This window comes from Alkanindiges hydrocarboniclasticus (assembly GCF_001982605.1).
Taxonomy (GTDB): domain Bacteria; phylum Pseudomonadota; class Gammaproteobacteria; order Pseudomonadales; family Moraxellaceae; genus Alkanindiges; species Alkanindiges hydrocarboniclasticus.
Window position 1 is genome coordinate 16,972 of record NZ_MLCN01000014.1, and the last position, 25,477, is coordinate 42,448.

The following is a 25,477-nucleotide window of genomic DNA, read 5'->3' on the forward strand; positions in this document are numbered from 1 at the left end:
TTCTTCAATTAAAAAACATCCATTTCCACAGAAAATCCCTTCCCTAATAATAATAACCTTGAATTTAATAAAAATAAATTTATATTACTGGCTCGCCAGATTGGGGATAAATAAGATTTTAAATTTAAATTCAAAAAATTGAGATGGAGTGAGTCCGAGTGATCTGAACAGATGCACTAAAATATAATAAGATTGTGGATAACTTTCAATAATAACTTATTTTCTGTACCCATTTTATTGATTTAAAATGATTTTATTTTTATAAAGATACTGTGAATAATTTTGTGGATAACCAGATTAATACTTAAAACCCGTCATTTAGTTAAAAAATGAAGTTTATTATCAGTAAGTTACATATAATAATTACTAAATCAATATTTCAGTCCATCAGGCATTAGCACAAAAAAATGGCAGCAAACAAGGGCTTTTGTTTGACACAGCCCGCATAGGTCAATAAAATCGCGTTCTTTTTGTCAGCTTTGAGTTTTCATCATGAAACGTACTTTCCAACCCAGCGTGATCAAGCGTAAGCGTGTCCATGGTTTCCGTGCCCGTATGGCAACCAAAAATGGTCGTCAGGTTCTGGCCCGTCGTCGTGCTAAAGGCCGTCATCGTTTAACTGTGTAAGCGGTTAAACGTGAACAGACGCGTGCGCGTCGGGTAACATGACATCGTTTGCATTTCAACCAGAATGCAGGCTACTGACAACTGCCGATTTTAAGGCAGTGTTTGACCATGCCATGTATAAAGTCCATCAATCTGGTTTTTTGGTATTGGCAATCAAGCGCAATGCTGAATCTTCTCAAAGCCGTATCGGCATTGTGGTGGCCAAACGAAAAATCAAGCGCGCACATGAACGCAACCGCTTTAAACGGTTGACCCGAGAAAGTTTCCGGCTGCACCAGCAACAGCTACCTGCACTTGATATTATTGTGATGGCAAAGCAAGGCGCCGATCACATTGACAACCCGCAATTGCATCAGGAATTGCAAAATGCCTGGCGCATGCTACATACCCGGGTTAAAAAACAGCAGCTGATCCAGCAGCCTATTTCTCCTCCAGTGATGTAAAGGGCAAGCCAATGGCTCGTTTTTTACACTGGTTGATCCGATTTTATCAAATTGCCATCAGTCCATTGCTTGGCCCCCGATGCCGCTATACGCCTACCTGTTCCCAATATGCCCTTGAGGCCGTTGCCCTGCATGGCGCAGGCTATGGCAGCTGGCTGGCCTGTAAACGGGTATGCCGCTGTCATCCGTGGGGCGGGCATGGCTATGATCCGGTGCCTTCGATACGGCAACCGATGCGCCAATTTATATCGTTTCAGCCGCTTGATGCAAAGCAGGTAAAACCTGGCATTCCGTTTCGGCAATGCTAGGCGTTTCAGACAGCTTTATTTTTTGGGGTAAGCACTATGCAACAGTGGGGCAGAATTGCAATTCTGGCAGCCATGTTTGTGACGGCGTATTTAATTATCTTGGCGTGGCAAAAAGACTATGGTCCAGACGCCCAGGTAAACCAGCCACCAGCAGCCATTGCACCAAAAGCAGTGTCACCGGCGGACATACCCAATGCTTCTGGCACTGGTACAGCCACCGATATTCCATCCACCGCTTCGGCCACCGCCGCAAATCCTGCAGTGACTAATCCTGCTGCAACCACCAGTAACCTGATAGAAGTCACCACTGACGTTTACCATTTGTGGATTAATCCCAAGGGGGGTGACGTGGTGCGTGCTGAATTGCTTCAGCATGACCTGAACAAGAATCAGGAAAACAAACCGTTTGTCATACTGGAAAACGATGCCAACCGGGTCTATATCGCCCAGTCTGGCCTGATTGGCACCAATGGCCCGGATGCCAGTACGGGTGGACGACCCAATTTTGAAACTGAAAGCAAACAGTACAAACTGGCTGCCGGACAGCAGTCGCTGGTGGTGCCTTTGGTGTATCAGGCCGCCAACGGGGTAGAAATTATCAAGAATTTTACCTTCAAGGCGGGTGAATATCCGATTGGGGTAAGCTACCGGATTATTAACCGTGGCAGTCAGCCATGGCAAGGCCAAATGTTCGGCCAGATCAAGCGCGACAGCAGTGCTGATCCCAGCAAGAGTCATCAGGGTATTTTCCAACTGGGTACTTATCTGGGCGGTGCCTGGGGTACGCCGGATGAGCAGTATAACAAACTTAAGTTTGATGATTTTCAGTCTGATGGCTTAAGCCAGCAAGCAAAAGGCGGCTGGGTGGGTGTGGTTCAGCATTACTTTGTGACTGCCTGGATTCCCGATGCCAAATACAATGCCACGCTGGAATCACGCAAAGTGGGTGAGGACAATGTAATTGGCTTCCGTACACCGCTGATTAATGTGCCTGCGGGCAAGCAAATGGATGTTAGTGCCACGTTGTATACAGGTCCGAAGATACAGTCCGAGTTAAAAGACCTGGCTGCTGGCCTGAACCAGACTGTAGATTATGGCTGGTTGTGGCCAATTGCCCAGGTGCTGTTTATGGGCCTGAAGTTCTTCTATGGCATTGTAGGTAACTGGGGCTGGGCGATTATCCTGCTGACCTGTGCGGTCAAGCTGGTGCTGTTTCCGTTATCGGCCAAAAGCTATCGCTCGATGGCCAAAATGCGGGTGATTGCACCAGAAATGCAGCGCCTGAAAGAAGAACATGGCGAAGACCGCATGAAGTTTTCGCAGGAAATGATGGCACTGTACAAGAAGGAGCAGGTGAATCCGTTATCGGGCTGTCTGCCGTTGTTGCTGCAAATGCCGATTTTCCTGGCCCTGTACTGGGTCCTGATGGAAAGTGTGGAATTGCGTCATGCGCCATGGCTGGGCTGGATTCAGGATTTGTCCGCTATGGATCCGCTGTTCATTTTGCCACTGATCATGGGTGTCACCATGTATGTGCAGCAAATGCTGAACCCACAGCCGACTGATCCGATGCAGGCCAAGGTGTTCAAGCTGATGCCGATTATCTTTACGGTGTTCCTGCTGTTCTTCCCGTCAGGTCTGGTACTGTACTGGATTGTGAACAACCTGCTGACTATTTTGCAGCAATGGCTTGTTAACCGTGCAATTGCCAAGGAAGCAGCGGCCAGATCAGCGAGCTAATGATCAGTTCATTCTTGCCATATGTTTTTAAAAACCGCCTGAAGTGATACGCTTGGGCGGTTTTTTTATGCCTGCTGTTTAACGATCCGTTTACCTGTTTGTTTGAGATGCCATCATGACGCCAACCACCACCATTGCTGCCATCGCCACACCGCAGGGACGCGGTGGCGTTGGGGTTATCCGCCTGTCTGGCCCCAATGCCTTTGCCATTGCCGAAGCCTTAACCAGTAAGCCGCTACCTGCGCCACGCATGGCCGCCTTTCGCCAGTTTTGCGATGCACAGGGTGAGGTAATTGATGAAGGGCTGATTTTATGTTTTCCGGCGCCGCATTCGTTTACCGGTGAGCAGGTGGTGGAGGTGCAGGGCCATGGCGGGGTAGTGGTGCAAAACGCCCTGTTGACACGCCTGCTGAGCCTTGGGGCAACCGCAGCCAGGGCGGGAGAGTTTTCCCTGCGTGCCTTTGAAAATGGCAAGATGGATCTGGTGCAGGCCGAAGCCATTAGTGACCTGATTGATGCCAGCAGTCAGGCAGCAGCCCGTTCGGCGGTACGCTCGCTACAAGGTGCATTTTCAGCGCGGGTCAATGCCGTGCTGGAACAATTGATTCATTTGCGCCTGCATGTGGAAGCTGCGATTGATTTTCCTGAAGAAGAAATTGATTTTCTGGCCGATGGCCGGATATTAACCCTGCTGGAGCAGGTACAGGAAGCTGTGGCACAGGTGCAAAAATCGGCCAAGCAGGGCCAGTTATTGCGCGAAGGGTTACAGGTGGTAATTGCTGGCAAGCCGAATGCCGGCAAGTCCAGCCTGCTAAATGCACTGGCCGGGGTTGACCGGGCAATTGTCACCGACATTGCAGGGACTACCCGTGATGTCCTGCATGAAAAAATTACCTTGAATGGCTTGCCCATTACCCTGACGGACACAGCTGGTCTGCGTGAAACGGGTGATATTGTCGAGCAGGAAGGTATCAAGCGGGCTTATAAGGAAATTGAACAGGCGGACTTGCTGCTGCTGGTTTATGACCTGACCACGGACGATGATCCACTGGCACTGGCTGATGGTTTTTTTCACCAGCTGGATCACAAGCGTTTGCTGTTGATCGCCAACAAGGCTGATCTGGCCGGGCAAACCCCGCAACAGGATGAACTTAACGGCTTTAGACGCATTGTGTTGTCGGCGCGGCAGGAAAGTGGCCTAGAGACGCTTATACAGGCGATTAGCGCGCATGCTGGCTACCAGCCTGAGGAAACCACCTTTATTGCCCGTACGCGCCATCTGGACGCAATGATGCGTTGCCAGCAGCACTTGGCCGATGCCCGGGTACAACTGGTTGAGTTTTATGCTGGCGAGCTTATGGCAGAAGCCCTGCGGCTGGCCCAAAATGCCTTGAGCGAAATTACTGGTGAATTTAGTGCGGATGATTTACTGGGCAAGATTTTTGGCAGTTTTTGTATTGGCAAGTAAATTAAAACACGCAAAATTGGTAGAGTAATTATAATAGTAAAAAGCCATGAGCAATCAGGTAATAGAGGCATAGCAAGACTTGCATACAGCCAAAATTGTGCTGACGCCTTGGCCAGCACAATCAGGTAATTAGGGCTTAAGTTATTTATTTAATAGAGTCACTGATTTGCTCAGCCATTTGTAAATGCATGGCCACTGCCGCACGGGTCATAGTCAGGTGGTTGCGCAGATCAGCATGCTGGGCATTGGGGATCAGCTTCTTATCAATGGTTTCCAGTACCATTTTATGCACTTTAACCTGACTTTCCATATAAGTTTCATCAAAGTCCTTGGCATCTGCCTTGTTAAGTTTCATGACCACGTCATTGCTGTCTTTTTGCAGTTTCATGCTGAGGTGATTGGTTTGTGGCGTCATGTTGGCGCTAGTCAGCAACGCCTGTCCTTTCTGGTCATTCTGGGTATGTTCAGTCACCATGCGCTGGGCAAAGCTTCTGACATCGGCACGCTGCGCTTTTTGCAGGGCAATCTGGCCCTGACTAATTTCACCCATGTTGGCGGTGTGCAGAACCGATAAAATCTGGGCATCACTCATCTTGGCTTTCATCATGGACATGCCATCGCCATCACCCATGCCATCCATACTTTGGCAGCCCGTCATGGCAACCAGCACACCCAGTAGCGCTCCAGTAGCAATAATTTTCATAACGTATCCTCTATTTGCTATATACACGTGTAAAGCTAAAGACTAGGCCATGAAAATAAATAATTTGTAAGATTTTAACCAAGGTTTTAAAGAAGTTACGTGAAAAAATGGCTTGTAATGTAGCGTTATATAACAATTTCTGCTTTGGATAACAGTGTATTAAATTAAGTTAACAATGAAATAAGTAGATTAAATTGAATCAGTGCAACTGATAAGCTGGTGATGTTTTGGGTTTAAAAATAAGGCAGGGAGCAAACTACACACTGCCTAATCGTTAAACCTCTGCCCTTGGCTCAAGCCTGATGGTTGATCATTGCCAGGGTAACAATTGACCCTGTCAAGTTCAAAAATCAGGCTGATAGAGGATTTAAGGCGTAATCAATTTTATACCTGATGACGCTTGCGCATAATCAGGTTGTAGATAAACAGCACCAGTACGGCACCCACTACCGACATGATAAACCCGGCCGCCTCACCATCGGCATACCACCCCATCCAGCGTCCCAGATAGGTCGCTAGCAGCGAACCAATAATGCCGAGTACGGTAGTGACGATAAAACCAGCTTTGTCATCCCCCGGATGAACAGCGCGGGCAATCAGGCCAGCAAAAAAACCAATAATAATTGCGCCAATGAGTGAAAACATGTGAAAGCTCCTTAATTGATGAATGACCCCATACATTAAGAAATAGCATGCTGGAAAAAACAGTCAAACGGGCTTTGGTGAGCTTTGGGTGAGGGATTGTAGTTATTGTTACTAATGGATTTTTTAATTTAGCCGCTAAAAAAGCCTTGCAGGAAAATGACCAGATGGCAATCTCATTGCAAGGCTTTTAAAAAATTCAAGCCTGATGCTTAAATGGCCCAGCCACCGATATAAAAAGCCGCCAGAATGAGGGCAATGGTTACGGTGCCGATATTCAGCTTGCGCCATTCGCCCGCAAACAGGCGGCCAATCACCAGCGCGCTAAAGCCCAGCATAATGCCAGTCACAATATTGCAGGTGAGTACAATAAACACTGCACAAATCAGGCCGGACATGGCCCCAACAAAGTCGGCAAAGTTAATCTTGCTGACGTTGCTGAGCATCAGCAGCCCCACATACATGAGCGCCGGTGCCGTGGCATATTCCGGCACCAGATAGGCCAGCGGTGATAAAAACAGAATCAGCAGGAACAGCACACCCACTACAATGGCAGTCAGACCGGTTTTGCCACCCGCAGCAGTGCCAGCAGCGGATTCGATATACACAGCAGCAGGGGCTGTACCCAGCAGGCCGGATGCAATGCTGCTGACTGAATCAGAGGTGAGTGCGCGCTTGCCATTAATAATTTGCCCATCCTGATCAATCAGGTTGGCTTGACCAGCCACCGCGCGAATAGTGCCTGTGGCATCAAAAATGGCCGTCATTACCAGTGCAAACACTGTTGGCAGGATTTTCGGGTCCAGTGCGCCCACAATATCCAGACTAAACAGCAGCGAATGGCCGTTACTGTCCGTCAGGCTGGGCATGGCAAACAGGCCCTGAAACTTCACCGCTGGATCAAAAATCAGTCCCAATATGGAAATGGCAATGATCACCAGCAAAATTGCGCCCGGCACTTTCAGGCGTTCAAGGCCAATGGTCACTGCAAGACCCAGTAGCGCCATCAACACCGGAAACGAAGTCAGCTGACCGAGGCTAATGGGCAGGCCTTCATTGGGGTTTTTGATAATCAGGCCAACACCGCTGGCTGCAATTAAAAACAGGAACAGGCCAATGCCCACACCAATACCATGGGCAATATCCATTGGCAGGTTTTTTAAAATCCAGGTGCGAATACCAGTGACCGAAATCAGGGTAAACAAAATACCCATTAAAAATACCGCACCCAGTGCCACAGGAATACTGACCTGCTGGCCCAGTACCAGACTAAAGGCAGTAAATGCAGTCAGCGAAATGGCACAACCAATGGCCATGGGAACATTGGCCCAAAAACCAATCAGCAGGGAACCAAAACCAGCCACCAGACAAGTGGCAACAAACACCAGCTCAGGTGGAAACCCGGCCTTGGCCAGCATGCCCGGCACCACAATGACCGAGTACACCATGGCCAGAAAGGTGGTAAGACCAGCAATAATTTCCTGCCGGATATTGCTGCCGCGTGCACTGATGCCAAAAAAGCTATCAAGTCCGCGTGGGTTAGAGTGAGGGGCAGTCATAAATTTCCTCTTCACAGCGCATTGCGCCTATTTCCTGACAAATACAATTTCTGATGGTTCACCCTGCGCCAATACATGCCGGTTTTTTGGTTAAACCGTGCTAATGATACACGTCCGAATCACTTTTTTGCGCGGGAAAAAGCTGCCTTAACCAGTCAGTTTCCTGCTGGTTTTGCTTCAGCAGATGGGCAAATCTTCAGTTGAAAATACCTGACCGAAAGCAGGAAAAGTTCTAAAAATAAAAGCGCGGGCAGGCTCAATGTTAGTGGTAGGAATATATAACCACATGAAAAGCGGCAGGATTTATTGCAATGGTCTGCATTAAAAGCAAAAAGCCAGCGAGGTTTGACACTGGCTGGCTGGTTGAGCAACATGAAGGGGTTTATCTGCTCTTGAGGGCAGCAATAATTTTCTGGTGCAGGCCACCAAAACCGCCATTGGACATAATGACAATAGCATCGCCAGACTGCGCTTGTTGCTGAACGCGGCTGATAATCTGCTCCAGCTGTTGCGAAATGGTGGCAGAATTGGTAGACGCGGCAATTACCGGCGATAAATCCCAGTCCAGACCTTCGGGCTGATACCAGATCACTTCATCGGCCATGCGGGCAGAATGCGCCAGATTATCCTTGTGGCTGCCCATGCGCATGGTGTTGGAGCGTGGCTCAATAATGGCCCACAATTTGCGCTGGCCAATTTTCTTGCGCGCGCCATCCAGTGTGGTTTCAATGGCAGTGGGATGGTGGGCAAAGTCGTCATACACATCAATGCCATCAATGGTGCCCAGCAGTTCCATGCGCCGCTTGATACCTGCAAAATTTGACAGGGCTTCACAGGCTTGCTGTGGGCTAACTCCTACATGATAAGCTGCTGCAATTGCGGCCAAGCCATTGGACACGCTATGCTGGCCACTCATGCTCCAGTTGACTGTGCCTGCTTCCTCACCCTGATGCATCACCTTAAACTGGCTACCATCTTCATGCAGTAATTCAGCCTGCCAATCGGCTTTATTTTCTCCAATGGCCGTGCGCTGTACCGGCGTCCAGCATCCCATGTCCAGCACTTCGTCAATATGGTTTTCGGTGATTGGGGCAATAATCTGGCCTTCGCTGGGAATAGTGCGCACCAGATGGTGAAACTGCTTTTGAATGGCGGCCAGATCATCAAAAATATCAGCATGGTCAAATTCAAGGTTGTTTAAAATGGCGGTGCGCGGCTGGTAATGCACAAACTTGGAACGCTTGTCAAAAAACGCCGAATCATATTCATCGGCTTCCACCACAAAGTAGTTTTTCTCAGCGTTTACCTCACCACCAAGACGCGCACTGTGGCTAAAGCACAACGGTACGCCACCAATCAAAAAGCCCGGATTTAAACCCGCCTGATCCAGAATCCATGCCAGCATGGTGGTGGTGGTGGTTTTGCCATGGGTTCCGGCCACTGCCAGCACATGGCGGCCACGCAGCACGTAATCAGACAAAAACTGCGGGCCCGAGGTGTAGGGCAGGCCAGCATTCAACATGTATTCCACGGCATCAATGCCACGCTTCATGGCATTACCGACAATCACCAGATCAGGGTGCGGCTGCAAATGACTGGCCGCATAGCCCTGCATCAGTGCAATGCCAGCAGCTTCCAGCTGGGTGGACATGGGCGGATAAACATTCTGGTCTGATCCGGTGACCGTATGACCCAGTTCGCGGGCCAGTAGTGCCAATGAACCCATAAACGTGCCACAAATCCCCAAAATATGCAGATGCATTACTTGTTTTCTCCATGCCAGAACCGGTGCGTGCAGGCGAGTGCTTAAAAATTTTGCCTGCTAAAAATTGCCAAGAACGATAGCAAGGCTCAGGCTAAAAAGATACTGTTAGCCCATGTCTTTTAGCACTGGTGTTTCAGGCCTGTAATGCCGTGCAGCCTGTATTGCCCAATGGGAGAAATTTATGTCAGCCCTCTGGTTTCCGCTGTTTTTGCTGGTGGTGTCCAACTGTTTCATGACACTGGCGTGGTATGGTCACCTCAAGTTTTTGCATCATGCCCCATTGTGGCAAGCCATCCTGTGTGGCTGGCTGATTGCCTTGCTGGAATATGCCTTTATGGTTCCGGCCAACCGGTTTTTAAACGAACAGGGATTTAGCCTTGGGCAAATGAAAATCACGCAGGAAGTCATTACCCTGCTGGTGTTTGTGCCGTTTATGCTGTGGATGTTCAAGCAACCCTTCAAACTGGATTACGTATGGGCTGGTTTGTGCCTGCTGGGAGCGGTATTTTTTGTGTTTAGAAGTCATGGAGTTAGTGCTTAACCCAGTGTTAAGCTCATTAAACGCCAATAGCCTAGCTCAAATATCCTGATTTTCAGGAATTTTAACCACACGGCCACCACGCCGCTTTTTATAGTTCCAGATTAGGCTGCCTGCAATCAATAGTACAAGCCATAAGGGCCACAGCAGCATGGCAGTGACAATAAAATCCATAAAACCAACACCACCCAGCACCATTGCGTGCCAGAGACGAGTCAGAAAACCGTCCTGCTGTTTAGCCAGCAGATGCAGGTCAATATCCTGGGTTTGCCGTACTCTTGCGGGCTGATTAAAATCAAGCTCAATAGTGCTGTAATGCAGGCGGTCTACTACTTCCTGCCGGGTTAATTGGGCAATTTCCGTAGCCAGTGGGCTAGCTGTTCTGGTTGGTGCTGATGCAGCCGTACTTTGCTGGGCCAGTTTTTCCTGCAACAGTTTCAGCTCAAGGCGTTTTGCCTCATAGCGCTGTTCATTTAAAAACAGCATGAATTTTGGCAGCGTATTAATAAAACGCTGGGTTTGGGCACTGGGAATCCTGACAATCATGCTGGCGTGCGGCCTTATTTTGCTATACACAGTCTGGGTTCCTTCCTGACCTGTGTTGTTTCGCCTAATTTGATCTTCAAGCTGTTTCTGAATATTTTTCTGTTCTACAAACCCTGCAAAGTCATTAGCCAGTTGCTCTAGCTGCAAAGCCGTTTGATAAACATCCTTCACTTCAAAGCTAATGGTCGCGGTTTTTACCATTGGCCGGCTTTTTTCAACGGCATTAATTTGCTCTGACATTAATAGCTCAGGCTTGTCCTGAGAGTTGATGCGCTGCCTTAGCTGATCAGTGGCAGGAATGGCCGCGTCAGTTTGCACTTCGGCACCGGTTGCGGCGCTTGCATCAGCATATTCCGGCTGTTTGGAGCAGGCAGTTAATGTCATGAGCAGGGTGAACAGGACGCTGAGTTGAAGCATGGAATTGGTTTGCATTGTTTGGAGGGTTGTGTGCATTGTTTTTTGCATGATAACGGGCCTTAATTTTTAATTATTTTGCAAAAGCAGCAGGTGGTTTATACAGTACCACAAAGATTTAAAATTTCTGGATAACTTATTGAAAGCTTAAAATCTTTTCTTATAAGAAGGTAAGCAAAAGTCTAAAATGCGCTGTATTGTTAATTTTGTGCTATTTAGAAATTTAATATTTAAACAATAAGCGCGTCAACTCATGGGTAAACGCGCCTGATTACCATAGGCTATATCAGCCTATGGCCTTGATTTATCTTGGCTTAACTGAGAAGCCTATCTTAAACTGCTGGTTTTGGCATGTCACGGTGTGCCTTGTTGTGATGGTTAAAACTGGCGCGTTTGGCTTGTGCCGTTTTCAATTCATCAATGCTCAGGGCACCATCCTTGTTGCTATCCAGACGGGCAAAGCGGTTTTTTTCCATTTCTTGCTTGCGGGCTTACCACGCTGCTTTTTTCAGTTCATTAAACTTGGCAAATTCGGTGCTGGATAGCTTGCCATCTTTATTGCTATCCGCTTGCTGGAATAACGCCACCTGCTGAGCCTGCATTTTGGCTTTACGTTCAGTTTGCTTGGCGCTGTGGTCAGTGTTTGCTGGCTGGGTAGTAGAAGTTGCCGCAAAGGCAGACACGGCGATACCACTGCTTACAATAGCAACTGCTAAGGTTTTTGATAAGGTTTTCATGGTTCATTCCTGCATGTATGGCTTGATCTGGTTGTACGTGATCAGCTTTAGAGCAATTATCCTGTGGTGTTGTATACAGGCAATTGGGCAAATCACGCCATGCCGCCATCATAGCGGCTTGTCTGGCCCACAGTTGGTAGAAAGCATGTAGAAATGCCCCGATTGGCAGCTTTGGCGAGTGGCTTGTGTAATGGTTTGAAATACAGCAGGTTATTTTGCTCAATAAGTTAATTTTTATCCTTTTTCTTTGCTATTTTCAATTACTCATGAAGCAATGTGCTGGTTTAGTACGCTGAATAACTTGATAAGCTGCTTAATGTGCAGCCATTTTATCCAGTCATGCTTAAAAAATGATAAATTTCTTGGCTGTTGCTGCTTTTTCAGGCAAAATATGCGGTCTTTTTTTTAACAAACGCTCTGGATAGCCGTGCTTATGAACTCGTCCGTTAACCCTGCCAACCCACCGCTGGTTGGAATTATCATGGGCTCTCAGTCTGACTGGGCGACGCTTGAACACACTGCCAATATGCTGAATGCATTAAATGTGCCCTTTGAAGCCGAAGTGGTATCCGCGCACCGTACCCCGGACCGTTTGTTTGAATATGCCGAAACAGCGCGCGCGCGCGGCATTCAGGTAATTATTGCCGGTGCGGGCGGGGCAGCGCATTTGCCGGGCATGTGTGCGGCCAAAACCGACTTGCCGGTGCTGGGTGTGCCCGTACAGTCATCCATTTTAAATGGGGTGGATTCGCTGCTGTCGATTGTACAAATGCCAGCGGGTATTGCCGTGGGAACCCTTGCCATTGGCAAGGCAGGTGCCACCAATGCAGCAATTTTGGCGGCACAAATTCTGGGCTTAAACAACCCCATCATTGCCGAAGCGGTGCAGCAGTTTAGACTGTCACAAACTGAAAAAGTCAGCAGCAACAACATTCCCGGTCAAAGTAATTAAGGACGGGCAGCATGGCACCTAACGACAATCTGAAAGTGAACTCGGCTATGGTTAACACTGTTGGCATTTTTGGTGGTGGCCAGCTCGGCCGGATGCTGGCACAGGCCGCCTTGCCGCTGGGTTTGCAATGTACTTTTTATGAGGCTGGCAGCGACTGTCCATCCGCCGCGCTGGGACGGGTGATTGATAATACCCAGCCCGAAGCGCTGCAAGCCTTTATACACAGTGCTGATGTATTTAGCCTTGAATTTGAAAACACGCCACTGGCCGATGCAGATGCACTTACCCAGCACAAAACCTTGTATCCGCCGCGTCAGGCACTCGCCATTGCGCAACATCGCCTGTCGGAAAAAGCCCTGTTTGACCAGCTGGCCATTCCGGTTGCCCCTTATTCAGCCGTGCATAGCCTGAATGATTTACAGCGCGCTGTACAGGAACAAGGCTTGCCCTTGGTGGTGAAAACTGCCACCGGTGGCTACGATGGCAAGGGCCAGTTTGCCATTCGTGAAACAGCGCAAATTGAGCAAGCTTGGCATGAGCTGGGTCAGGCGGGGCCACTGATAGCCGAAAGCTTTGTGCGCTTTAGTCGCGAAGTGTCGATTATTGCCGTGCGCGGGCAGGATGGTGAAGTTCGCACCTGGCCACTGGCTGAAAACCACCATCATCAGGGCATTTTGTCGCACTCCATTGTCCCGGCACCGCAAAGCCAGGATTTGCAACCAATTGCCACCGATTACATCACTCGTTTGCTCAATCATTTGAATTATGTTGGCGTACTCACGCTGGAGCTGTTTGTCACCGAACAGGGCCTGCTGGCCAATGAAATGGCGCCACGGGTGCATAACTCCGGGCACTGGAGTATTGAAGGCGCGGTATGTTCGCAGTTTGAAAACCACATGCGTGCGGTTGCAGGCTTGCCGCTGGGTTCTACCGAGCTGGTTAAGCCTACTGTCATGGTCAATATCATTGGCCAGCATCCCAATACTGCTGATATTCTGGCGCTGGATGGCGCACATTTGCACCTGTATGGTAAAACTGAGCGGACTGGCCGCAAGCTGGGCCATATTACTCTAATGCCGACAGACAGCAGCCAGTTAAGCCATTTGTGTCAGCAACTTGCTGGCTTACTGCCACAACCATTGGCCCTGACACCGGACATGGCGATTCCACTGGCTGATAATGCTTAAAAAATACTATTTTGTTAGACAATTTTTTTGGTTTTTGTGTCTTGCCATTTTATAATGGTAACGTGAACGGCTAATTTAGTTTGTTGCACCCTTTCGATGGGGCACATCGACCAAACCCTCTTTCAAAGGTGGCTCCTGCCACCTTCTTTTTTGCCTAAAATTTGCCAAGGCTACCATCAAAAGTATTCATTAATTGCCTGTTTAAGACCTTTTAAGGCCGTTCCGCATATTGTAGTTAGCCATCACAAATCATTTTCCATTCGGCTTTGGAGGCTACACAAACATGCAGGCTTGGGCCATGGCTCAGTGGTGTATCCAGCGTGCCCTGCCGCAGGCGATAATGCACTGGATCATTGTCGCGCTTGCTATAAATGGGCGCACCGCAATCGCCACAAAATACCCGGTTTACGCCAGGACTGGAAGAAAATTCCTTTAAGCCGGTTGCACCTTTTAGCAGCTTAAAATCAGTCCTATCTATCAATGGGTACATTTACCGCTGGCTTTAAGGCAAGGCTGACAATGACAAATGACTACCTTACCCATTTCAGCATGAATCTGATAGACCACCACACCGCATAAACAGGTTCCGGACTACATCATTACCTCGTTTGGTTATGCTTGTTGAATAGACCTCTTTCACAATTGTGGTTTCGACAGGCTCAACCATCGTAGCCTGAGCTTGACGAACCATGTCAAAACTATCTTCATAAAAGAAATCTAATGATGATAAATAGTTATCCACAATTTTAGGCAATATATTTCCTATTTTCATTTGAATTTAAAAGTTTCCATTTTAAATTCAAATCCTAAACATGATAAAATTGATCCCTTGTGGATAAGTTTTTAGACTGAGAATTATCTGGTTGAAATGAATTCAAAAGTTTAAATTTAAAGTTTTGAATTCATTTTTAAGCGACTGAACTGGCGTAATAATTAAAAAATAGGCATTTAGCCAAAAACTATGAATTTAAAACCGTGAATTTTAAATTCATAACTATCCCATTGCAGTGAATTATTTTAAATTTAAAAGTTAATAAAATGAATTTAAAAGTTTGAATTCAAATTTTGCTGGATTGGTTTGAAAAAAATTTGAATTCAAAATTTCTGAATTAATTGATTTGCTGGTTTGAATTTAAATATCTTATTTTGAATTTATTTTAATGATTAATATTTGGGTAATAACATGACAGATTTTCATCCTGCCATTTCAGCGGCAGCTCATCACGAAATTCTGCAGCGGCTACAGCATGCAGAACAGCAACATAATGTCCGCATCCTGTATGCCACTGAATCGGGTAGCCGTGCCTGGGGTTTTCATTCTCCGGATAGCGACTATGACGTGCGCTTTGTTTATATCCGTCCGCAAGACTGGTATTTAAGTATTGACGTGGAAGATCGCCGCGATGTGATTGAATACCCGATTGTGGATGAGATTGACATCAATGGCTGGGACTTGCGCAAAGCACTGCGTTTGCAGGCCAAAAGTAATCCGGCCATTGTGGAGTGGCTACACTCACCAATTGTGTATCGTGAGCAGGGTGAATATGCACAACAGGCGCGCCAATTATTAAGCCAGCATTACAACAAGGCCCGTGGTTTTTATCATTACCGCAGTACAGCCAGTTCCAATTTTCAGCAGTTTTTACAAGGTGAGCAGGTTAAGCTGAAAAAATACCTATATGTCTTGCGGCCTTTGCTGGCGGTACGCTGGATTGAGCAGTTTGGCGGCGTTGCACCCATTGAATTTGAGCGCCTGCGTCAGGTATTAAACGATACGCCCGTACAGCAGGCAATTGATGCCTTACTGCTTCAAAAGCGCCAGCACGGTGAAGCCGAGGCGCAACCAGCGGTTCCGGTACTACAGCAGTGGATTAAGGCCGAATTAGCGCGTTTACAGCATGTGGTGCCAGCACAGGACATGGAGCCTGTAGCGCTGGCCAACCTGAACCAGTTGTTTTTGAAGCTATTGCCGCACGCTTAATATTGCTTCAGTGGCTGATTGATGACCGTCCAAGAGTAATGCTACATATTAAAACCAAGCGGCTGGTTATAAGCAGGTTTCAGCATGCTAAGGTAATAAAAATCAAGGCAGTCACCGGTTTTAAAAGGGCTAATTTTAAAACCGGTGCTTTTACAGCTAGGCAATTAAGGTAGGACAATGAAACGTAGTGGTATAACCAGAAAATTATCCCTGAGAAAATTATCCCTGTTGGCACTGGCTGGCTTACTGACTGCACCGGTCAGTAGTTTTGCTGTTGATGCCCAAAGCTCTGATAGCCAGTTTCAGGGCTGTTTGAGTAACCTGCGCAGTAATGCGATGGCCGCTGGTGTTTCGGGTCAGGCCTTTGATCAGTACACGGCCAATCTTGCTCCTGACATGACAGTCATTGAAAAACTGAATTACCAGCCTGAATTTAGTACGCCGATCTGGGATTATTTGTCAGGTCTGGTGGATCAGGAGCGGGTGAATCTGGGGCGGCAAAAAATGACGCAGTATGCTGATGTGCTGCGCCGCATTGAAGCACAGTATGGAGTAGAACCTGCGGCAGTGGTTGCGGTCTGGGGCGTAGAAAGCAATTTTGGCGATATTTCAGGTAAATACTCACTGGTGCAGGCCTTGGGCACTTTAAGCTGCTATGGCCGCCGTCAGGGCTATTTCCGTACCGAATTGTATGCTGCCTTACGGATTTTACAGGCGGGGCACATTTCAGAAGACCGTTTGCGCGGTTCATGGGCTGGCGCATTTGGCCATACCCAGTTTATGCCATCGACCTTTGAGCGTCTGGCAGTTGATTTTGATGGTAATGGTCGCCGTGACATTGTGGATAGCGTGCCGGATGCGCTGGCATCAACCGCCAATTTCCTCAAGAAATCCGGCTGGCAAACTGGCATGCCGTGGGGTTTTGAGGTTCGCTTGCCTGATGGCACCAATACCAGTGGGGAAGGGCGACGCAGCAAGCGCTCGCTAAGTAGCTGGCAGCAGCGTGGTCTGACCCGTGTTGATGGGTCAACGCTCATTCAGGGTAATTTAAGCGCATCCAGTATGGCAGGCCTGTTAGTGCCAGCAGATGCCACTGGCCCGGTGTTTCTGGTATTTAAAAACTTTGATGCGTTTTATAGCTATAACGCGGCAGAAAGCTACGCGCTGGCGATTGCCCATTTGTCTGATCGCCTAAAAGGTGCAGGTCCATTTGTCACTGCATGGCCAACCGATGATCCGGGTACCTCACGTGCGGAGCGCCGTGAAATCCAGCGCTATTTGCTGGCTAAAGGCTATGATATTGGGGAACCCGATGGCCTGATTGGGGACAAATCCCGGCAGGCCATTCGGCAGGAACAGGCTCGACGTGGCTTGCCACAAACAGGCCGCGGTGGACAGCGTATTTTGCAGGTATTGCGACAGGATGCCCAGCAAACGGGTCAATTGGGGAGTACTGGCAGCACCAGCGTAGTCAACAGACCTGCACCTGTCCCGGAATTAAGCACAGCACCGGCAATAGAGCAAAGTGAAAACCTGACCATTCAGCAAACCATCCGGCAGGCCCCACAAAACATGCAGGGTGAACCGTTTTAGTTGGGTTGATTCAGCCTAAATACCAAGCAGGATGCCGTTTGATCCTGCTTTTTTCAGGATAATATTCATGCGCTTACGGTTAAGCCGTTATGTTTACAGCTTGTGCTGCTTGATTATTGGCTTGGGACTCAATTTAGTACTAAGTACCACGGGCTATGCTAAAGTACATGTTTATCAATTTGGCTTTCCAAAGCGACACAGCACGGTGGCTGAACGTGCGCGTGTCCATCAATGGATTCCGTTGGGAGCAGCACAGTTTCAGGAGGGTGTTTCAATCCCTGCTTATGGCATTACTATTGAAGACCCTATTGAGGAAGGTTTACTCAAGGACTTTACATTCTGCCAGCCAGTAACATGTCATTTCAAGTTCAAACTCAACGCTGCACAGGCGCAGCAATTGGCAGTGTATCAGGTACAGGGCTTGGGCTGGTTTCTCGCACCACGCCACTGGAAAACCATTGAAGCCAGCATGGGGCCATCCGGGATTGCTGCACTTGTCATGTTTAGTCCTGATGGTACTCAGTACTTAAGCATGGATGACACGTCAGCCTGTGTCGGCTGCGCCTTAACCAGTGCCTCGCTATTTTTTCAAGAAGCAGCAGACGAAGCCCGCAAAAATGATTTCTGGGTATATGGTTCAAGCAATGTTCCCTTAAAAAAAATCCTGTTAAATCAGCAAACCATAATTTATAGCTATCAGTTGCCAGCGCATTATCCCAGTCATGGTGTGGCAAAATTTACTGGCATGCAGGCCGATATTGTCAACTTCAGGCGCATGACCGTTAGCCTCGCGCCAGAGGACAAAGCACTGGCACAGGCCATACTTAATTTTTATTTGCTCACTCATTAGTAAGCTATCTTGCATCATGTTCCACGTGAAACATGAGGCAAGATAGCTTGCACAACAGAAAGCCAGTCAGGGCAACATGCTATCTTACAACTGGCGGTAAAATCACTTTAACTGGCATTAGCCAGCATTAGCACAGATGAGTTTAACGACAATTCTTGAAATTTTTGCGCAATACAACCGCAGACAATCGCGGCATAATAAGAGTAATGGCTATCAGCAGGTAGCCGTGTTGCGATACTGGAGCATTGAAATCACCATGAATGAGAAACGTAGTGAACAGGATTTAATTCAGGCCATTGCCGAATTGACAGCAAAGCTGGATCGGTTCACGCAGGTGTTTGGCAGTTTGACGCAATCTGTGGTGCCAGATACTACCGTGCTGGATAGTGCGATTGCCTTTCGCTGGGAAAAAACCGAAGGCCTGCTGCAAAGTTCTGGTTTTGTACCCTTGCATCAGCCGCAATTGATTGACTTTGATGCACTTTGTAATGTGGAAAAACAGCAACTAAAGATTCGCCAAAACACCGAGCAATTTGTAAAAGGCTTTTTTGCCAATAATGTATTGCTGACTGGCGCACGCGGTACGGGCAAGTCTTCACTGGTTAAAGCTTGCCTCAAAGAGTTCCATATGCTGGGCCTGCGCGTGATTGAAGTGGAAAAAAAGTTTTTAAATGACTTGCCGCGCATTGTGGCTGCCATTAACAACCGCCCGGAAAAGTTTATTATTTTTTGCGATGACTTATCGTTTGAGGAAGGTGATACCAGCTATGCCGGGCTTAAAACCGTGCTGGATGGCTCACTGGCTGGCCCATCAGGTAATGTATTAATTTATGCCACCTCAAATCGTAAGCACTTAATGGTTGAGAAAAATCGCGATAATCTGGAATACCATCAAAGTCCAGATGGCGAAATTCATCCGGGCGATAGTATCGAGGAAAAAGTATCTCTGGCTGATCGCTTTGGTTTGCAAATTACCTTTTATGGGTTTAGCCAGCAGGAATACCTGAATATGATTCATGCCTGGCTCAGCCGCTTTGGCTGGACAGATGCAGACATCAAGGCGCAGGAAAAACTGGCATTACAGTGGGCCACCCAAAAGGGTAACCGTTCTGGCCGGGTGGCCATGCAGTTTGCCAAGCAGGTGGCCGGGCAGCGTATGGTCGAGCAGGGCCGCTAAAAAGCTATGATGTGTTCCACGTGGAACCTGCCAGCAATACATGAATGGAGTGATGTCACTCTATAGCTTGCGGTTTATTCATCACGCTTAGACAGTAAGGTTTTATCAGCCACAGTTAGTTTGAAATTATCGACATCCTGCTGCTTAAGCACCGGATACATGAGGGCATACGGGTCGCTGTTATGGGCAAGGCCCAGTGCGTGGCCCAGTTCATGGGCAATGGTCAGGCGCAAATCGGCAGGTGTACTAAACTCATAAATATTAATCTGACGGCCATCGTATACACCTTTTTCAAACTCACGCGGTACAAAGCGCGCTTCATAGCGATTAACCGCCTGATTATAATGGTCGGCCATCTGGTTTAGGCTACTGGCCACCTGATTTAGGCCATTAACCTGCTGGTTATAATGCGCCATGGCATTGCGAATGTCCTGACGCTCGTTGTCCAGTAGACGTTGCTGCTGTTCCAGTTGCTGGCGGTTAAAGTCATCCAGCTGGCCCAGGGTGTTCCAGTCCTGTACGGTGCGGTTATAGCTGGCCAGTCGCTCCCTAAAAGCGGCTTCACGCAAATCCAGCTGACGGCGCTGCTGTTCTAATTGCTGCTGGCGCTGCTGGTATTCACTGTTATTGCTTTGCTGACTGGCTAATTGCTGCTGCAACTGCTGTTGCTGGGAATGACGCAGGTTACTTTCAAGCTGGCGTTCATCAAAGCGCAGGTTAATGCTTAAGGCGGCGGCTGGATCATAAACAAACAAGTCCTTGCCAGCGCCCTGATGCCAGATTTTAGCAGCTTGTTTGGCTAACTCAATTACGTCGGCTTTTGACAAGTTAAACTGCGGATCAACTTCACCAATGCGGTAATGCACCCGCTTGTCAAAAGGATGCAATAGCTGGGTTGCCAGACTGGTATGGCGACGTTGTGACTCATTAGCCTGATACAGATACACCAGAACTATCATTACTAGTAAGACAGGCAACCATGAACGCATGGGCATTGGCACTAATAAAAGCGTAATGCATGAAGTATAAAGTGCGCAGTAAACAGATTAAAGCCAAGTTTAAAACCAGCATTAGAAAAATGTGCATCAAAAACCGCGCACACAGCGCGGTATTAACGACAACACAGACTTGAGCAAGAGGATTAATTAATCATCCAGTTTGCTGGCCATACAACCTACAGTAGTGCATTCCCGCAGGCGATCATTCAGCCAGTTGGTGCGGCTGGTGGTTTGATCCAGCAGGCAGGCGCTATCAATCACTTCACCCATGTCTACACTGTTCATGGTGCAGGCCTGATCGCGCTGTTTAATCCATCTTAACTGGCCACTACGCAGCGTCTTTTTATTGGCAACCGATAGCTTTTTTGTGAGTTGCTTATACACAGTGTTTAGCTCTTTATCGGCTTTTTGATAAATAATATTGCTACAGTGAATGGCATCCAGACTATTACGGGTATGGTCGCAGTTATCCGCGTGAGCCGTTAAACAGACAGCCGCCAGTCCTAATCCCAGCAGTAATTTTTTCATGGTTGCTCTCATTATGGTTGTCCGAAATGGTTTTCTTAAAAATATGAGTAATACAAAGTCATTATTGTTGGTTTTCATCAATGACTACTGTTTTGAAGTTTAATCGGCAACCGGCCAAATACCAGTAAGCATTTGTTAACTGAACTAGACATCAGTCATCGTTTTGCCGTCGACCATTTCGACAGGCTCAATGACCGTAGTCTGCCTTTAAAAGAACTCTACTATAAAACTATAAAGACACAGCCATAAAAAAACCGCCCTGTTTTTCAACAGGAGCGGTTTTTATTTTTTACCTTGAGTATCAAGCTGACAAATTATTTCTTGTCGTCTTTTACTTCGGTAAACTCGGCATCAACCACGCCATCGTCGCTTGGTTGTTGCTGTTGCGCACCGGCGTTCTGGCCAAAGCTGTTTGGATCAAAACCTTGTGCACCACCAGCATCACCACCTTGTGGCTGGTTCTGCTCATACACACGCTGCATTAAAGGCAGGGAAGCATTGGACAATGCCTCGATCTTGGCCTTAATGGCATCCACATCATTTTCTTTGGTAGCCAGTTCCAGTTCAGAAATCGCCGCATCAATTGAAGCTTTTTCTTCATCAGTGGCCTTGTCACCCAAGTCCTTGATAGCTTTTTGCGTGCTGTGGATCAAGCCATCCGCTTCGTTACGCGCTTTGGCCAAGTCCTCGAATTTTTTATCTTCTTCGGCGTTGGCTTCCGCATCACGAATCATTTGCTCAATTTCAGCATCAGACAGGCCAGAGTTGGCTTTAATCTGGATAGATTGTGCCTTACCTGTACCCTTGTCTTTGGCAGACACATTCAGGATACCATCCGCGTTGATATCGAAAGTTACTTCGATTTGTGGCATGCCGCGCGGTGCTGGTGGAATATCAGTTAAGTCAAAACGGCCCAGCGATTTGTTTTGCGCGGCCATTTTGCGCTCGCCCTGGAATACCTGAATGGTTACCGCAGGCTGGTTGTCATCGGCGGTTGAGAAAACCTGTGATTTCTTGGTCGGAATCATGCTGTTTTTCTCAATGATCGGTGTTAATACACCGCCCATGGTTTCAATCCCCAGCGTGAGCGGGGTAACGTCCAGCAGCAGTACGTCTTTCTTGTCACCACCCAGTACTGCACCCTGAATCGCTGCACCGACGGCAACCGCTTCATCCGGGTTTACGTCTTTACGTGGCTCTTTACCAAAGAATTCCTGCACTTTGGCCTGTACCAGTGGCATACGGGTCTGACCACCCACCAGAATCACGTCCTGAATATCAGATGCAGACAAACCGGCATCTTTCAGTGCAATTTTGCAGGGTTCCATGGTGCGGGCAACCAGATCACCAACCAGTGCTTCCAGTTTGCTACGGGTAATGTTCACCACCAAGTGTTTTGGACCGGTTGCATCGGCAGTGATGTACGGCAGGTTTACTTCGGTAGAGGTGGCAGAAGACAGTTCAATCTTGGCTTTTTCGGCCGCTTCTTTTAAGCGTTGCAATGCCAGCGGATCGTTTTTCAGGTTAACACTTTGTTCTTTCTTGAACTCTTCAACCAGATAGTCGATTAGTGCCAAGTCAAAGTCTTCACCGCCAAGGAAAGTGTCGCCATTGGTTGACAGAACTTCAAACTGCTGTTCGCCATCAACGTCGGCAATTTCAATAATCGACACGTCAAACGTACCACCGCCAAGGTCATACACGGCAATTTTGCGGTCGCCTTCTTTTTTGTCCATACCAAAGGCAAGGGCAGCAGCGGTCGGCTCGTTAATAATACGCTTAACGTCTAAGCCCGCAATTTTACCGGCATCCTTGGTGGCCTGACGCTGCGCATCGTTGAAGTACGCAGGCACGGTAATGACCGCTTCAGTAACCGTTTCGCCCAGATAGTCTTCGGCGGTTTTTTTCATTTTTTTCAGGATTTCAGCAGAAACCTGTTGTGGCGCCAGTTTTTTGTCGTTGACGTTAACCCACGCATCGCCATTGTCAGCCTGTACAATCTTGTACGGTACCATACCGATGTCTTTTTGTACCACGTCATCCTGATAACGACGGCCAATCAAACGCTTGATGGCAAACAGGGTGTTTTTTGGGTTGGTAACGGCCTGACGCTTGGCACTTTGGCCAACCAGCACTTCACCATCTTTATAGGCAATAATCGACGGCGTGGTGCGTGCACCTTCGGCGTTTTCAATGACTTTTACTTTGTCGCCTTCCAGAACGGCAACACAGGAATTGGTTGTACCTAAGTCAATGCCAATAATTTTGGCCATGTGTATCTCTCCTCATAATTTTGCAGTAGTGGCTGCTTGCTATTCGATATCGGTGTGAATCGGTTAATTTCAAGCATATTCCGCAAAAAATTTTTAAAAATGACTCAAAAAACAATGAATCACGCAACTATTTAGTAAACAACTTAGTGAACAACGAATTATTGGGATGCTCTGGCCACACCATGGACAAGGCATTTAATGACCAAATACAGCCCTGCTTGCAGGACATGCATGGTTTTATCAAAATTACTGGCCCACGGTAACCATGGCTGGACGCAGCAGGCGACCCGACAGGCTATAACCTTTTTGCAGCACATTGGCGACTTGTCCCGCCGGGGTATTGGGATCAATGCCCACTGCCTGATGCAACTCGGCATTAAATGGCTGGCCCGCCGGATCAACGACACTAACGCCGTGCTTTTCCAGTGCACCGAGCAGGTTTTTGTGGGTCAGGCGCACCCCTTCAATCACCGGCTGATTTATTAAATGGTCATCGTTTCCGGCAGCAGCAATGGCACGCTCAAGGTTATCCACTACATCCAGCAGGCTACCGGCAAACTTTTCCAGCGCATATTTCTTGGCGTTGTCGGTTTCACGCTCAACCCGCTTCTGGAAGTTATACATGTCAGCATTGGCACGTGCCTTTACTTCGGTAATTTCAGCTTCCAGTTCTTCAATACGGGCTTGTAAATCTTCCGGTGTCCCGTTGTTGTCATGGTCATCCGCAGGGGTGCCAGAAGGGACAAAATCGCTATCGTTATTGATCTGATCCTGTGTATTGATCTGCTCATTGTTGTTCGTGGTACCGTTTTCAGGCATGGAATTGTCTTGGCTAGACATGGCTGACCTCCGTTTAAAAAATTGAAACATGTACAGTCCTTAGGCCTTGCGGCAATATTTTGACGTTGCTGTACGTTTAAGCTGAACATGCACACTTGAGTGAGGGTAATCCGCCTAAAATTCAAGAAAGTAATGCGATTTTTTTAGTGAGTCTGTTGATTTTTAAACCAGCAATGTTCCAAATATGCAACAAACTGTTGTTAGAAATGACCCTGACATTTAAAAATCATTCGATAAAATGAAGCACGACTAACAAATGAGGCGAATGACAATGCAAAAGTTAATGATGCAAAAACTAAAAATGCTTGCCCACGGTACGGTAATCAGTACCGCATTAATTGCAGCCAGCACTGCCAGTATGGCAGCAACCACCGACTACCAGATTGATGCCAAGCACACGGCTACCCTGTTTAGCTGGAGCCATTTTGGCTTTTCCAACCCGACAGCCAACTTTGATGACGTACAGGGCGTGATTACGGTAGATGACAAGCACCCGGAAAAATCCAGCGTGTCTGTCACTATTCCAGTCAAGAGCATTAATAGCCACGTTGAAGCACTGGACAAGGAATTTTTAACCGAGGCCTGGTTTAACGAAGCCAAATATCCCAACATCACCTTTAAAAGCACCAAGGTTCAAACCAAGGACAAAAAACACTTCAAGATTAGCGGTGACCTGACCGTGAAGGGCGTAACCAAACCAGTAGTGCTGAACGCAACCTTAAATGGCATGGGCGAGCACCCCATGGCCAAAAAAAAGGCCATTGGTTTTAATGCCACCACCAGTTTCAAGCGTTCCGACTTTGGCATTGGACAGTACGTGCCTGCAGTCAGTGATGAAATCAAGGTGAACATTACCACCGAAGCACTGATTAAATAACGCACATAGCAGTCTTTAACAACTGCATTGAATTTCTTTTTTAGTTTTAAATTTTGCTAGGAACACCTCATGGCCAATACTTTTTTAGACAGCATTACCAAGCGCCGCTCCATTTATCACATTGGTAAAAATGTGAGCCTGTCAGAAGCGCAAATCAGCGAGCTGATTCAAACTGCCGTTGAACAAAGCCCGTCATCATTTAATTCGCAAAGCTCGCGTGCGGTTATTTTGTTTGGTCAGGCCAGTGCAGACTTCTGGGAAATTGTGCGGGAAACCTTGCGCAAGATGGTGCCAGAAGCGGCATTTGAAGCCACCAGCAACAAGATTTCGTCATTTGCAGCAGGTCTGGGCACCGTGCTGTTTTTTGAGGATCAGGACATTATTAAAAATTTACAGGAACAGTTTGCCCTGTATGCCGATAATTTTCCGGTGTGGTCTGAGCATTCGACTGGCATTGCACAGTTTGCGGTGTGGTCGGCACTGGCCAATGAAAACATTGGTGCCAGCCTGCAACACTACAATCCAATTATTGATGCTGAGGTACAGTCGCGTTTTGGTATTCCGGATAGCTGGAAACTGCGGGCACAAATGCCATTTGGTTCTATTGAATCTCCAGCAGGTGACAAGAACTACATGCAGCGTGAAGACCGCTTCAAGATTATTAAATAGCGGTTTTTCACTCAGGCTGTTTAAGTCAGTACGGCTAAGTTAATTAGCTAAAACAAAAACGT

26 protein-coding genes and 1 pseudogene are annotated in these 25,477 nt (G+C 47.6%); 14 read left to right on the top strand and 13 right to left on the bottom strand.

Annotated elements, in window-relative coordinates; all coding sequences use genetic code 11:
- The first annotated feature begins 492 nt into the window (after positions 1-492).
- From rpmH to mnmE, 5 genes are all read left to right on the top strand, one after another.
- A complete protein-coding gene (gene rpmH / locus BKE30_RS06105; protein WP_026472118.1) occupies positions 493-627 on the top strand; it encodes a 50S ribosomal protein L34 in 135 nt (44 codons plus the stop codon).
- 38 nt (positions 628-665) lie between these two features.
- On the top strand, positions 666-1,070 hold the full coding sequence (gene rnpA / locus BKE30_RS06110; RefSeq protein WP_076877721.1) for a ribonuclease P protein component: 405 nt from the start codon (positions 666-668) through the stop codon (positions 1,068-1,070).
- 11 nt (positions 1,071-1,081) lie between these two features.
- Positions 1,082-1,378, top strand: a complete 297-nt coding sequence (yidD, locus tag BKE30_RS06115) for a membrane protein insertion efficiency factor YidD (RefSeq protein WP_076877722.1) — start codon at positions 1,082-1,084, stop codon at positions 1,376-1,378.
- A 36-nt stretch (positions 1,379-1,414) separates the two neighbouring features.
- Positions 1,415-3,118, top strand: coding sequence for a membrane protein insertase YidC (gene yidC / locus BKE30_RS06120; protein WP_076877723.1), 1,704 nt, complete (start codon positions 1,415-1,417; stop codon positions 3,116-3,118).
- 115 nt (positions 3,119-3,233) lie between these two features.
- The gene (mnmE, locus tag BKE30_RS06125) at positions 3,234-4,586 is read left to right on the top strand and encodes a tRNA uridine-5-carboxymethylaminomethyl(34) synthesis GTPase MnmE (protein ID WP_076877724.1); all 1,353 of its coding nucleotides are present in this window, start codon (positions 3,234-3,236) and stop codon (positions 4,584-4,586) included.
- Positions 4,587-4,731: 145 nt separating this feature from the next.
- On the opposite strand, the gene BKE30_RS06130 is transcribed toward mnmE, so the two are convergent.
- From BKE30_RS06130 to mpl, 4 genes are all read right to left on the bottom strand, one after another.
- Positions 4,732-5,289, bottom strand: a complete 558-nt coding sequence (locus BKE30_RS06130) for a DUF4142 domain-containing protein (protein ID WP_076877725.1) — start codon at positions 5,287-5,289, stop codon at positions 4,732-4,734.
- 384 nt (positions 5,290-5,673) lie between these two features.
- Positions 5,674-5,934 (bottom strand): GlsB/YeaQ/YmgE family stress response membrane protein, encoded by a 261-nt coding sequence (locus tag BKE30_RS06135; protein WP_076877726.1) that lies wholly within the window; start codon positions 5,932-5,934, stop codon positions 5,674-5,676.
- Between the two features lie 209 nt (positions 5,935-6,143).
- Positions 6,144-7,490: an NCS2 family permease gene (locus tag BKE30_RS06140; RefSeq protein WP_076877727.1), complete on the bottom strand. Its 1,347-nt coding sequence runs from the start codon at positions 7,488-7,490 to the stop codon at positions 6,144-6,146.
- A gap of 382 nt (positions 7,491-7,872) precedes the next feature.
- On the bottom strand, positions 7,873-9,252 hold the full coding sequence (mpl, locus tag BKE30_RS06145) for a UDP-N-acetylmuramate:L-alanyl-gamma-D-glutamyl-meso-diaminopimelate ligase (RefSeq protein WP_076877728.1): 1,380 nt from the start codon (positions 9,250-9,252) through the stop codon (positions 7,873-7,875).
- 184 nt (positions 9,253-9,436) lie between these two features.
- On the opposite strand from mpl, the gene BKE30_RS06150 reads away from it, so the two are divergent.
- Positions 9,437-9,796: a DMT family protein gene (locus BKE30_RS06150; protein ID WP_076877729.1), complete on the top strand. Its 360-nt coding sequence runs from the start codon at positions 9,437-9,439 to the stop codon at positions 9,794-9,796.
- 36 nt (positions 9,797-9,832) lie between these two features.
- Here BKE30_RS06150 and BKE30_RS06155 read toward each other — a convergent pair whose 3' ends face one another.
- The 3 genes from BKE30_RS06155 to BKE30_RS06160 form a co-directional block, all read right to left on the bottom strand.
- Entirely contained in the window at positions 9,833-10,792 is a 960-nt protein-coding gene (locus BKE30_RS06155) for a DUF4349 domain-containing protein (protein WP_158073163.1), read from the bottom strand.
- A gap of 293 nt (positions 10,793-11,085) precedes the next feature.
- On the bottom strand, positions 11,086-11,229 hold the full coding sequence (locus BKE30_RS15980; protein WP_158073164.1) for a hypothetical protein: 144 nt from the start codon (positions 11,227-11,229) through the stop codon (positions 11,086-11,088).
- 15 nt (positions 11,230-11,244) lie between these two features.
- On the bottom strand, positions 11,245-11,490 hold the full coding sequence (locus BKE30_RS06160; protein WP_076877730.1) for a hypothetical protein: 246 nt from the start codon (positions 11,488-11,490) through the stop codon (positions 11,245-11,247).
- Between the two features lie 433 nt (positions 11,491-11,923).
- Here BKE30_RS06160 and purE point away from each other — a divergent pair, with 433 nt between their 5' ends.
- The gene (gene purE / locus BKE30_RS06165; protein ID WP_076877731.1) at positions 11,924-12,442 is read left to right on the top strand and encodes a 5-(carboxyamino)imidazole ribonucleotide mutase; all 519 of its coding nucleotides are present in this window, start codon (positions 11,924-11,926) and stop codon (positions 12,440-12,442) included.
- 47 nt (positions 12,443-12,489) lie between these two features.
- Positions 12,490-13,629: a 5-(carboxyamino)imidazole ribonucleotide synthase gene (locus BKE30_RS06170; RefSeq protein WP_076877811.1), complete on the top strand. Its 1,140-nt coding sequence runs from the start codon at positions 12,490-12,492 to the stop codon at positions 13,627-13,629.
- 235 nt (positions 13,630-13,864) lie between these two features.
- On the opposite strand, the gene BKE30_RS06175 is transcribed toward BKE30_RS06170, so the two are convergent.
- Both BKE30_RS06175 and BKE30_RS16635 read right to left on the bottom strand, forming a co-directional pair.
- The gene (locus BKE30_RS06175) at positions 13,865-14,119 is read right to left on the bottom strand and encodes a GFA family protein (RefSeq protein ID WP_406564672.1); all 255 of its coding nucleotides are present in this window, start codon (positions 14,117-14,119) and stop codon (positions 13,865-13,867) included.
- Positions 14,107-14,172, bottom strand: a complete 66-nt coding sequence (locus BKE30_RS16635; protein ID WP_454464558.1) for a hypothetical protein — start codon at positions 14,170-14,172, stop codon at positions 14,107-14,109. Before BKE30_RS16635 ends, BKE30_RS06175 begins: the two co-directional genes overlap by 13 nt.
- Positions 14,173-14,812: 640 nt before the next feature.
- Between BKE30_RS16635 and BKE30_RS06180 the strand changes: the two genes are divergently transcribed.
- The 4 genes and pseudogenes from BKE30_RS06180 to BKE30_RS06195 all read left to right on the top strand — a co-directional run bounded on the left by BKE30_RS06180 (position 14,813) and on the right by BKE30_RS06195 (position 19,230).
- Complete coding sequence (locus BKE30_RS06180; RefSeq protein WP_076877732.1) at positions 14,813-15,610, top strand: nucleotidyltransferase domain-containing protein; 798 nt, start codon at positions 14,813-14,815, stop codon at positions 15,608-15,610.
- A 177-nt stretch (positions 15,611-15,787) separates the two neighbouring features.
- Positions 15,788-17,035 (top strand): annotated as a pseudogene (locus BKE30_RS06185) (lytic murein transglycosylase); the annotation flags it as partial.
- A 235-nt stretch (positions 17,036-17,270) separates the two neighbouring features.
- On the top strand, positions 17,271-18,053 hold the full coding sequence (locus tag BKE30_RS06190; RefSeq protein ID WP_076877733.1) for a DUF4850 domain-containing protein: 783 nt from the start codon (positions 17,271-17,273) through the stop codon (positions 18,051-18,053).
- 256 nt (positions 18,054-18,309) lie between these two features.
- Positions 18,310-19,230: an ATP-binding protein gene (locus BKE30_RS06195; protein ID WP_076877812.1), complete on the top strand. Its 921-nt coding sequence runs from the start codon at positions 18,310-18,312 to the stop codon at positions 19,228-19,230.
- A 74-nt stretch (positions 19,231-19,304) separates the two neighbouring features.
- Here BKE30_RS06195 and BKE30_RS06200 read toward each other — a convergent pair whose 3' ends face one another.
- The 4 genes from BKE30_RS06200 to grpE all read right to left on the bottom strand — a co-directional run bounded on the left by BKE30_RS06200 (position 19,305) and on the right by grpE (position 23,848).
- Positions 19,305-20,219, bottom strand: coding sequence for a matrixin family metalloprotease (locus BKE30_RS06200; RefSeq protein WP_076877734.1), 915 nt, complete (start codon positions 20,217-20,219; stop codon positions 19,305-19,307).
- A 156-nt stretch (positions 20,220-20,375) separates the two neighbouring features.
- Entirely contained in the window at positions 20,376-20,756 is a 381-nt protein-coding gene (locus BKE30_RS06205) for a lysozyme inhibitor LprI family protein (protein ID WP_076877735.1), read from the bottom strand.
- A 314-nt stretch (positions 20,757-21,070) separates the two neighbouring features.
- Entirely contained in the window at positions 21,071-23,029 is a 1,959-nt protein-coding gene (gene dnaK / locus BKE30_RS06210; protein WP_076877736.1) for a molecular chaperone DnaK, read from the bottom strand.
- A gap of 246 nt (positions 23,030-23,275) precedes the next feature.
- The gene (grpE, locus tag BKE30_RS06215) at positions 23,276-23,848 is read right to left on the bottom strand and encodes a nucleotide exchange factor GrpE (RefSeq protein WP_406564673.1); all 573 of its coding nucleotides are present in this window, start codon (positions 23,846-23,848) and stop codon (positions 23,276-23,278) included.
- A 307-nt stretch (positions 23,849-24,155) separates the two neighbouring features.
- On the opposite strand from grpE, the gene BKE30_RS06220 reads away from it, so the two are divergent.
- Positions 24,156-24,746, top strand: a complete 591-nt coding sequence (locus BKE30_RS06220; RefSeq protein ID WP_076877814.1) for a YceI family protein — start codon at positions 24,156-24,158, stop codon at positions 24,744-24,746.
- 69 nt (positions 24,747-24,815) lie between these two features.
- A complete protein-coding gene (locus tag BKE30_RS06225; RefSeq protein ID WP_076877737.1) occupies positions 24,816-25,415 on the top strand; it encodes a nitroreductase family protein in 600 nt (199 codons plus the stop codon).
- Positions 25,416-25,477: the final 62 nt, after the last annotated feature.

Bases quoted from the DNA above. Each gene is read 5' to 3' on its own strand.
- BKE30_RS06195 (WP_076877812.1), top strand. From the start codon at position 18,310: ATGAATGAGAAACGTAGTGAACAGGATTTAATTCAGGCCATTGCCGAA.
- BKE30_RS06205 (WP_076877735.1), bottom strand. From the start codon at position 20,756: ATGAAAAAATTACTGCTGGGATTAGGACTGGCGGCTGTCTGTTTAACG.
- mpl (WP_076877728.1), bottom strand. From the start codon at position 9,252: ATGCATCTGCATATTTTGGGGATTTGTGGCACGTTTATGGGTTCATTG.
- purE (WP_076877731.1), top strand. From the start codon at position 11,924: ATGAACTCGTCCGTTAACCCTGCCAACCCACCGCTGGTTGGAATTATC.
- BKE30_RS06225 (WP_076877737.1), top strand. From the start codon at position 24,816: ATGGCCAATACTTTTTTAGACAGCATTACCAAGCGCCGCTCCATTTAT.
- BKE30_RS06175 (WP_406564672.1), bottom strand. From the start codon at position 14,119: ATGTACCCATTGATAGATAGGACTGATTTTAAGCTGCTAAAAGGTGCA.
- BKE30_RS06190 (WP_076877733.1), top strand. From the start codon at position 17,271: ATGCGCTTACGGTTAAGCCGTTATGTTTACAGCTTGTGCTGCTTGATT.
- BKE30_RS06140 (WP_076877727.1), bottom strand. From the start codon at position 7,490: ATGACTGCCCCTCACTCTAACCCACGCGGACTTGATAGCTTTTTTGGC.
- BKE30_RS06180 (WP_076877732.1), top strand. From the start codon at position 14,813: ATGACAGATTTTCATCCTGCCATTTCAGCGGCAGCTCATCACGAAATT.
- BKE30_RS06130 (WP_076877725.1), bottom strand. From the start codon at position 5,289: ATGAAAATTATTGCTACTGGAGCGCTACTGGGTGTGCTGGTTGCCATG.
- yidD (WP_076877722.1), top strand. From the start codon at position 1,082: ATGGCTCGTTTTTTACACTGGTTGATCCGATTTTATCAAATTGCCATC.
- BKE30_RS06135 (WP_076877726.1), bottom strand. From the start codon at position 5,934: ATGTTTTCACTCATTGGCGCAATTATTATTGGTTTTTTTGCTGGCCTG.
- BKE30_RS06150 (WP_076877729.1), top strand. From the start codon at position 9,437: ATGTCAGCCCTCTGGTTTCCGCTGTTTTTGCTGGTGGTGTCCAACTGT.
- mnmE (WP_076877724.1), top strand. From the start codon at position 3,234: ATGACGCCAACCACCACCATTGCTGCCATCGCCACACCGCAGGGACGC.
- BKE30_RS06220 (WP_076877814.1), top strand. From the start codon at position 24,156: ATGCAAAAACTAAAAATGCTTGCCCACGGTACGGTAATCAGTACCGCA.
- BKE30_RS06155 (WP_158073163.1), bottom strand. From the start codon at position 10,792: ATGCACACAACCCTCCAAACAATGCAAACCAATTCCATGCTTCAACTC.
- BKE30_RS06200 (WP_076877734.1), bottom strand. From the start codon at position 20,219: ATGCGTTCATGGTTGCCTGTCTTACTAGTAATGATAGTTCTGGTGTAT.
- grpE (WP_406564673.1), bottom strand. From the start codon at position 23,848: ATGCCTGAAAACGGTACCACGAACAACAATGAGCAGATCAATACACAG.
- dnaK (WP_076877736.1), bottom strand. From the start codon at position 23,029: ATGGCCAAAATTATTGGCATTGACTTAGGTACAACCAATTCCTGTGTT.
- rpmH (WP_026472118.1), top strand. From the start codon at position 493: ATGAAACGTACTTTCCAACCCAGCGTGATCAAGCGTAAGCGTGTCCAT.
- yidC (WP_076877723.1), top strand. From the start codon at position 1,415: ATGCAACAGTGGGGCAGAATTGCAATTCTGGCAGCCATGTTTGTGACG.
- rnpA (WP_076877721.1), top strand. From the start codon at position 666: ATGACATCGTTTGCATTTCAACCAGAATGCAGGCTACTGACAACTGCC.
- BKE30_RS06160 (WP_076877730.1), bottom strand. From the start codon at position 11,490: ATGAAAACCTTATCAAAAACCTTAGCAGTTGCTATTGTAAGCAGTGGT.
- BKE30_RS06170 (WP_076877811.1), top strand. From the start codon at position 12,490: ATGGTTAACACTGTTGGCATTTTTGGTGGTGGCCAGCTCGGCCGGATG.
- BKE30_RS15980 (WP_158073164.1), bottom strand. From the start codon at position 11,229: ATGGAAAAAAACCGCTTTGCCCGTCTGGATAGCAACAAGGATGGTGCC.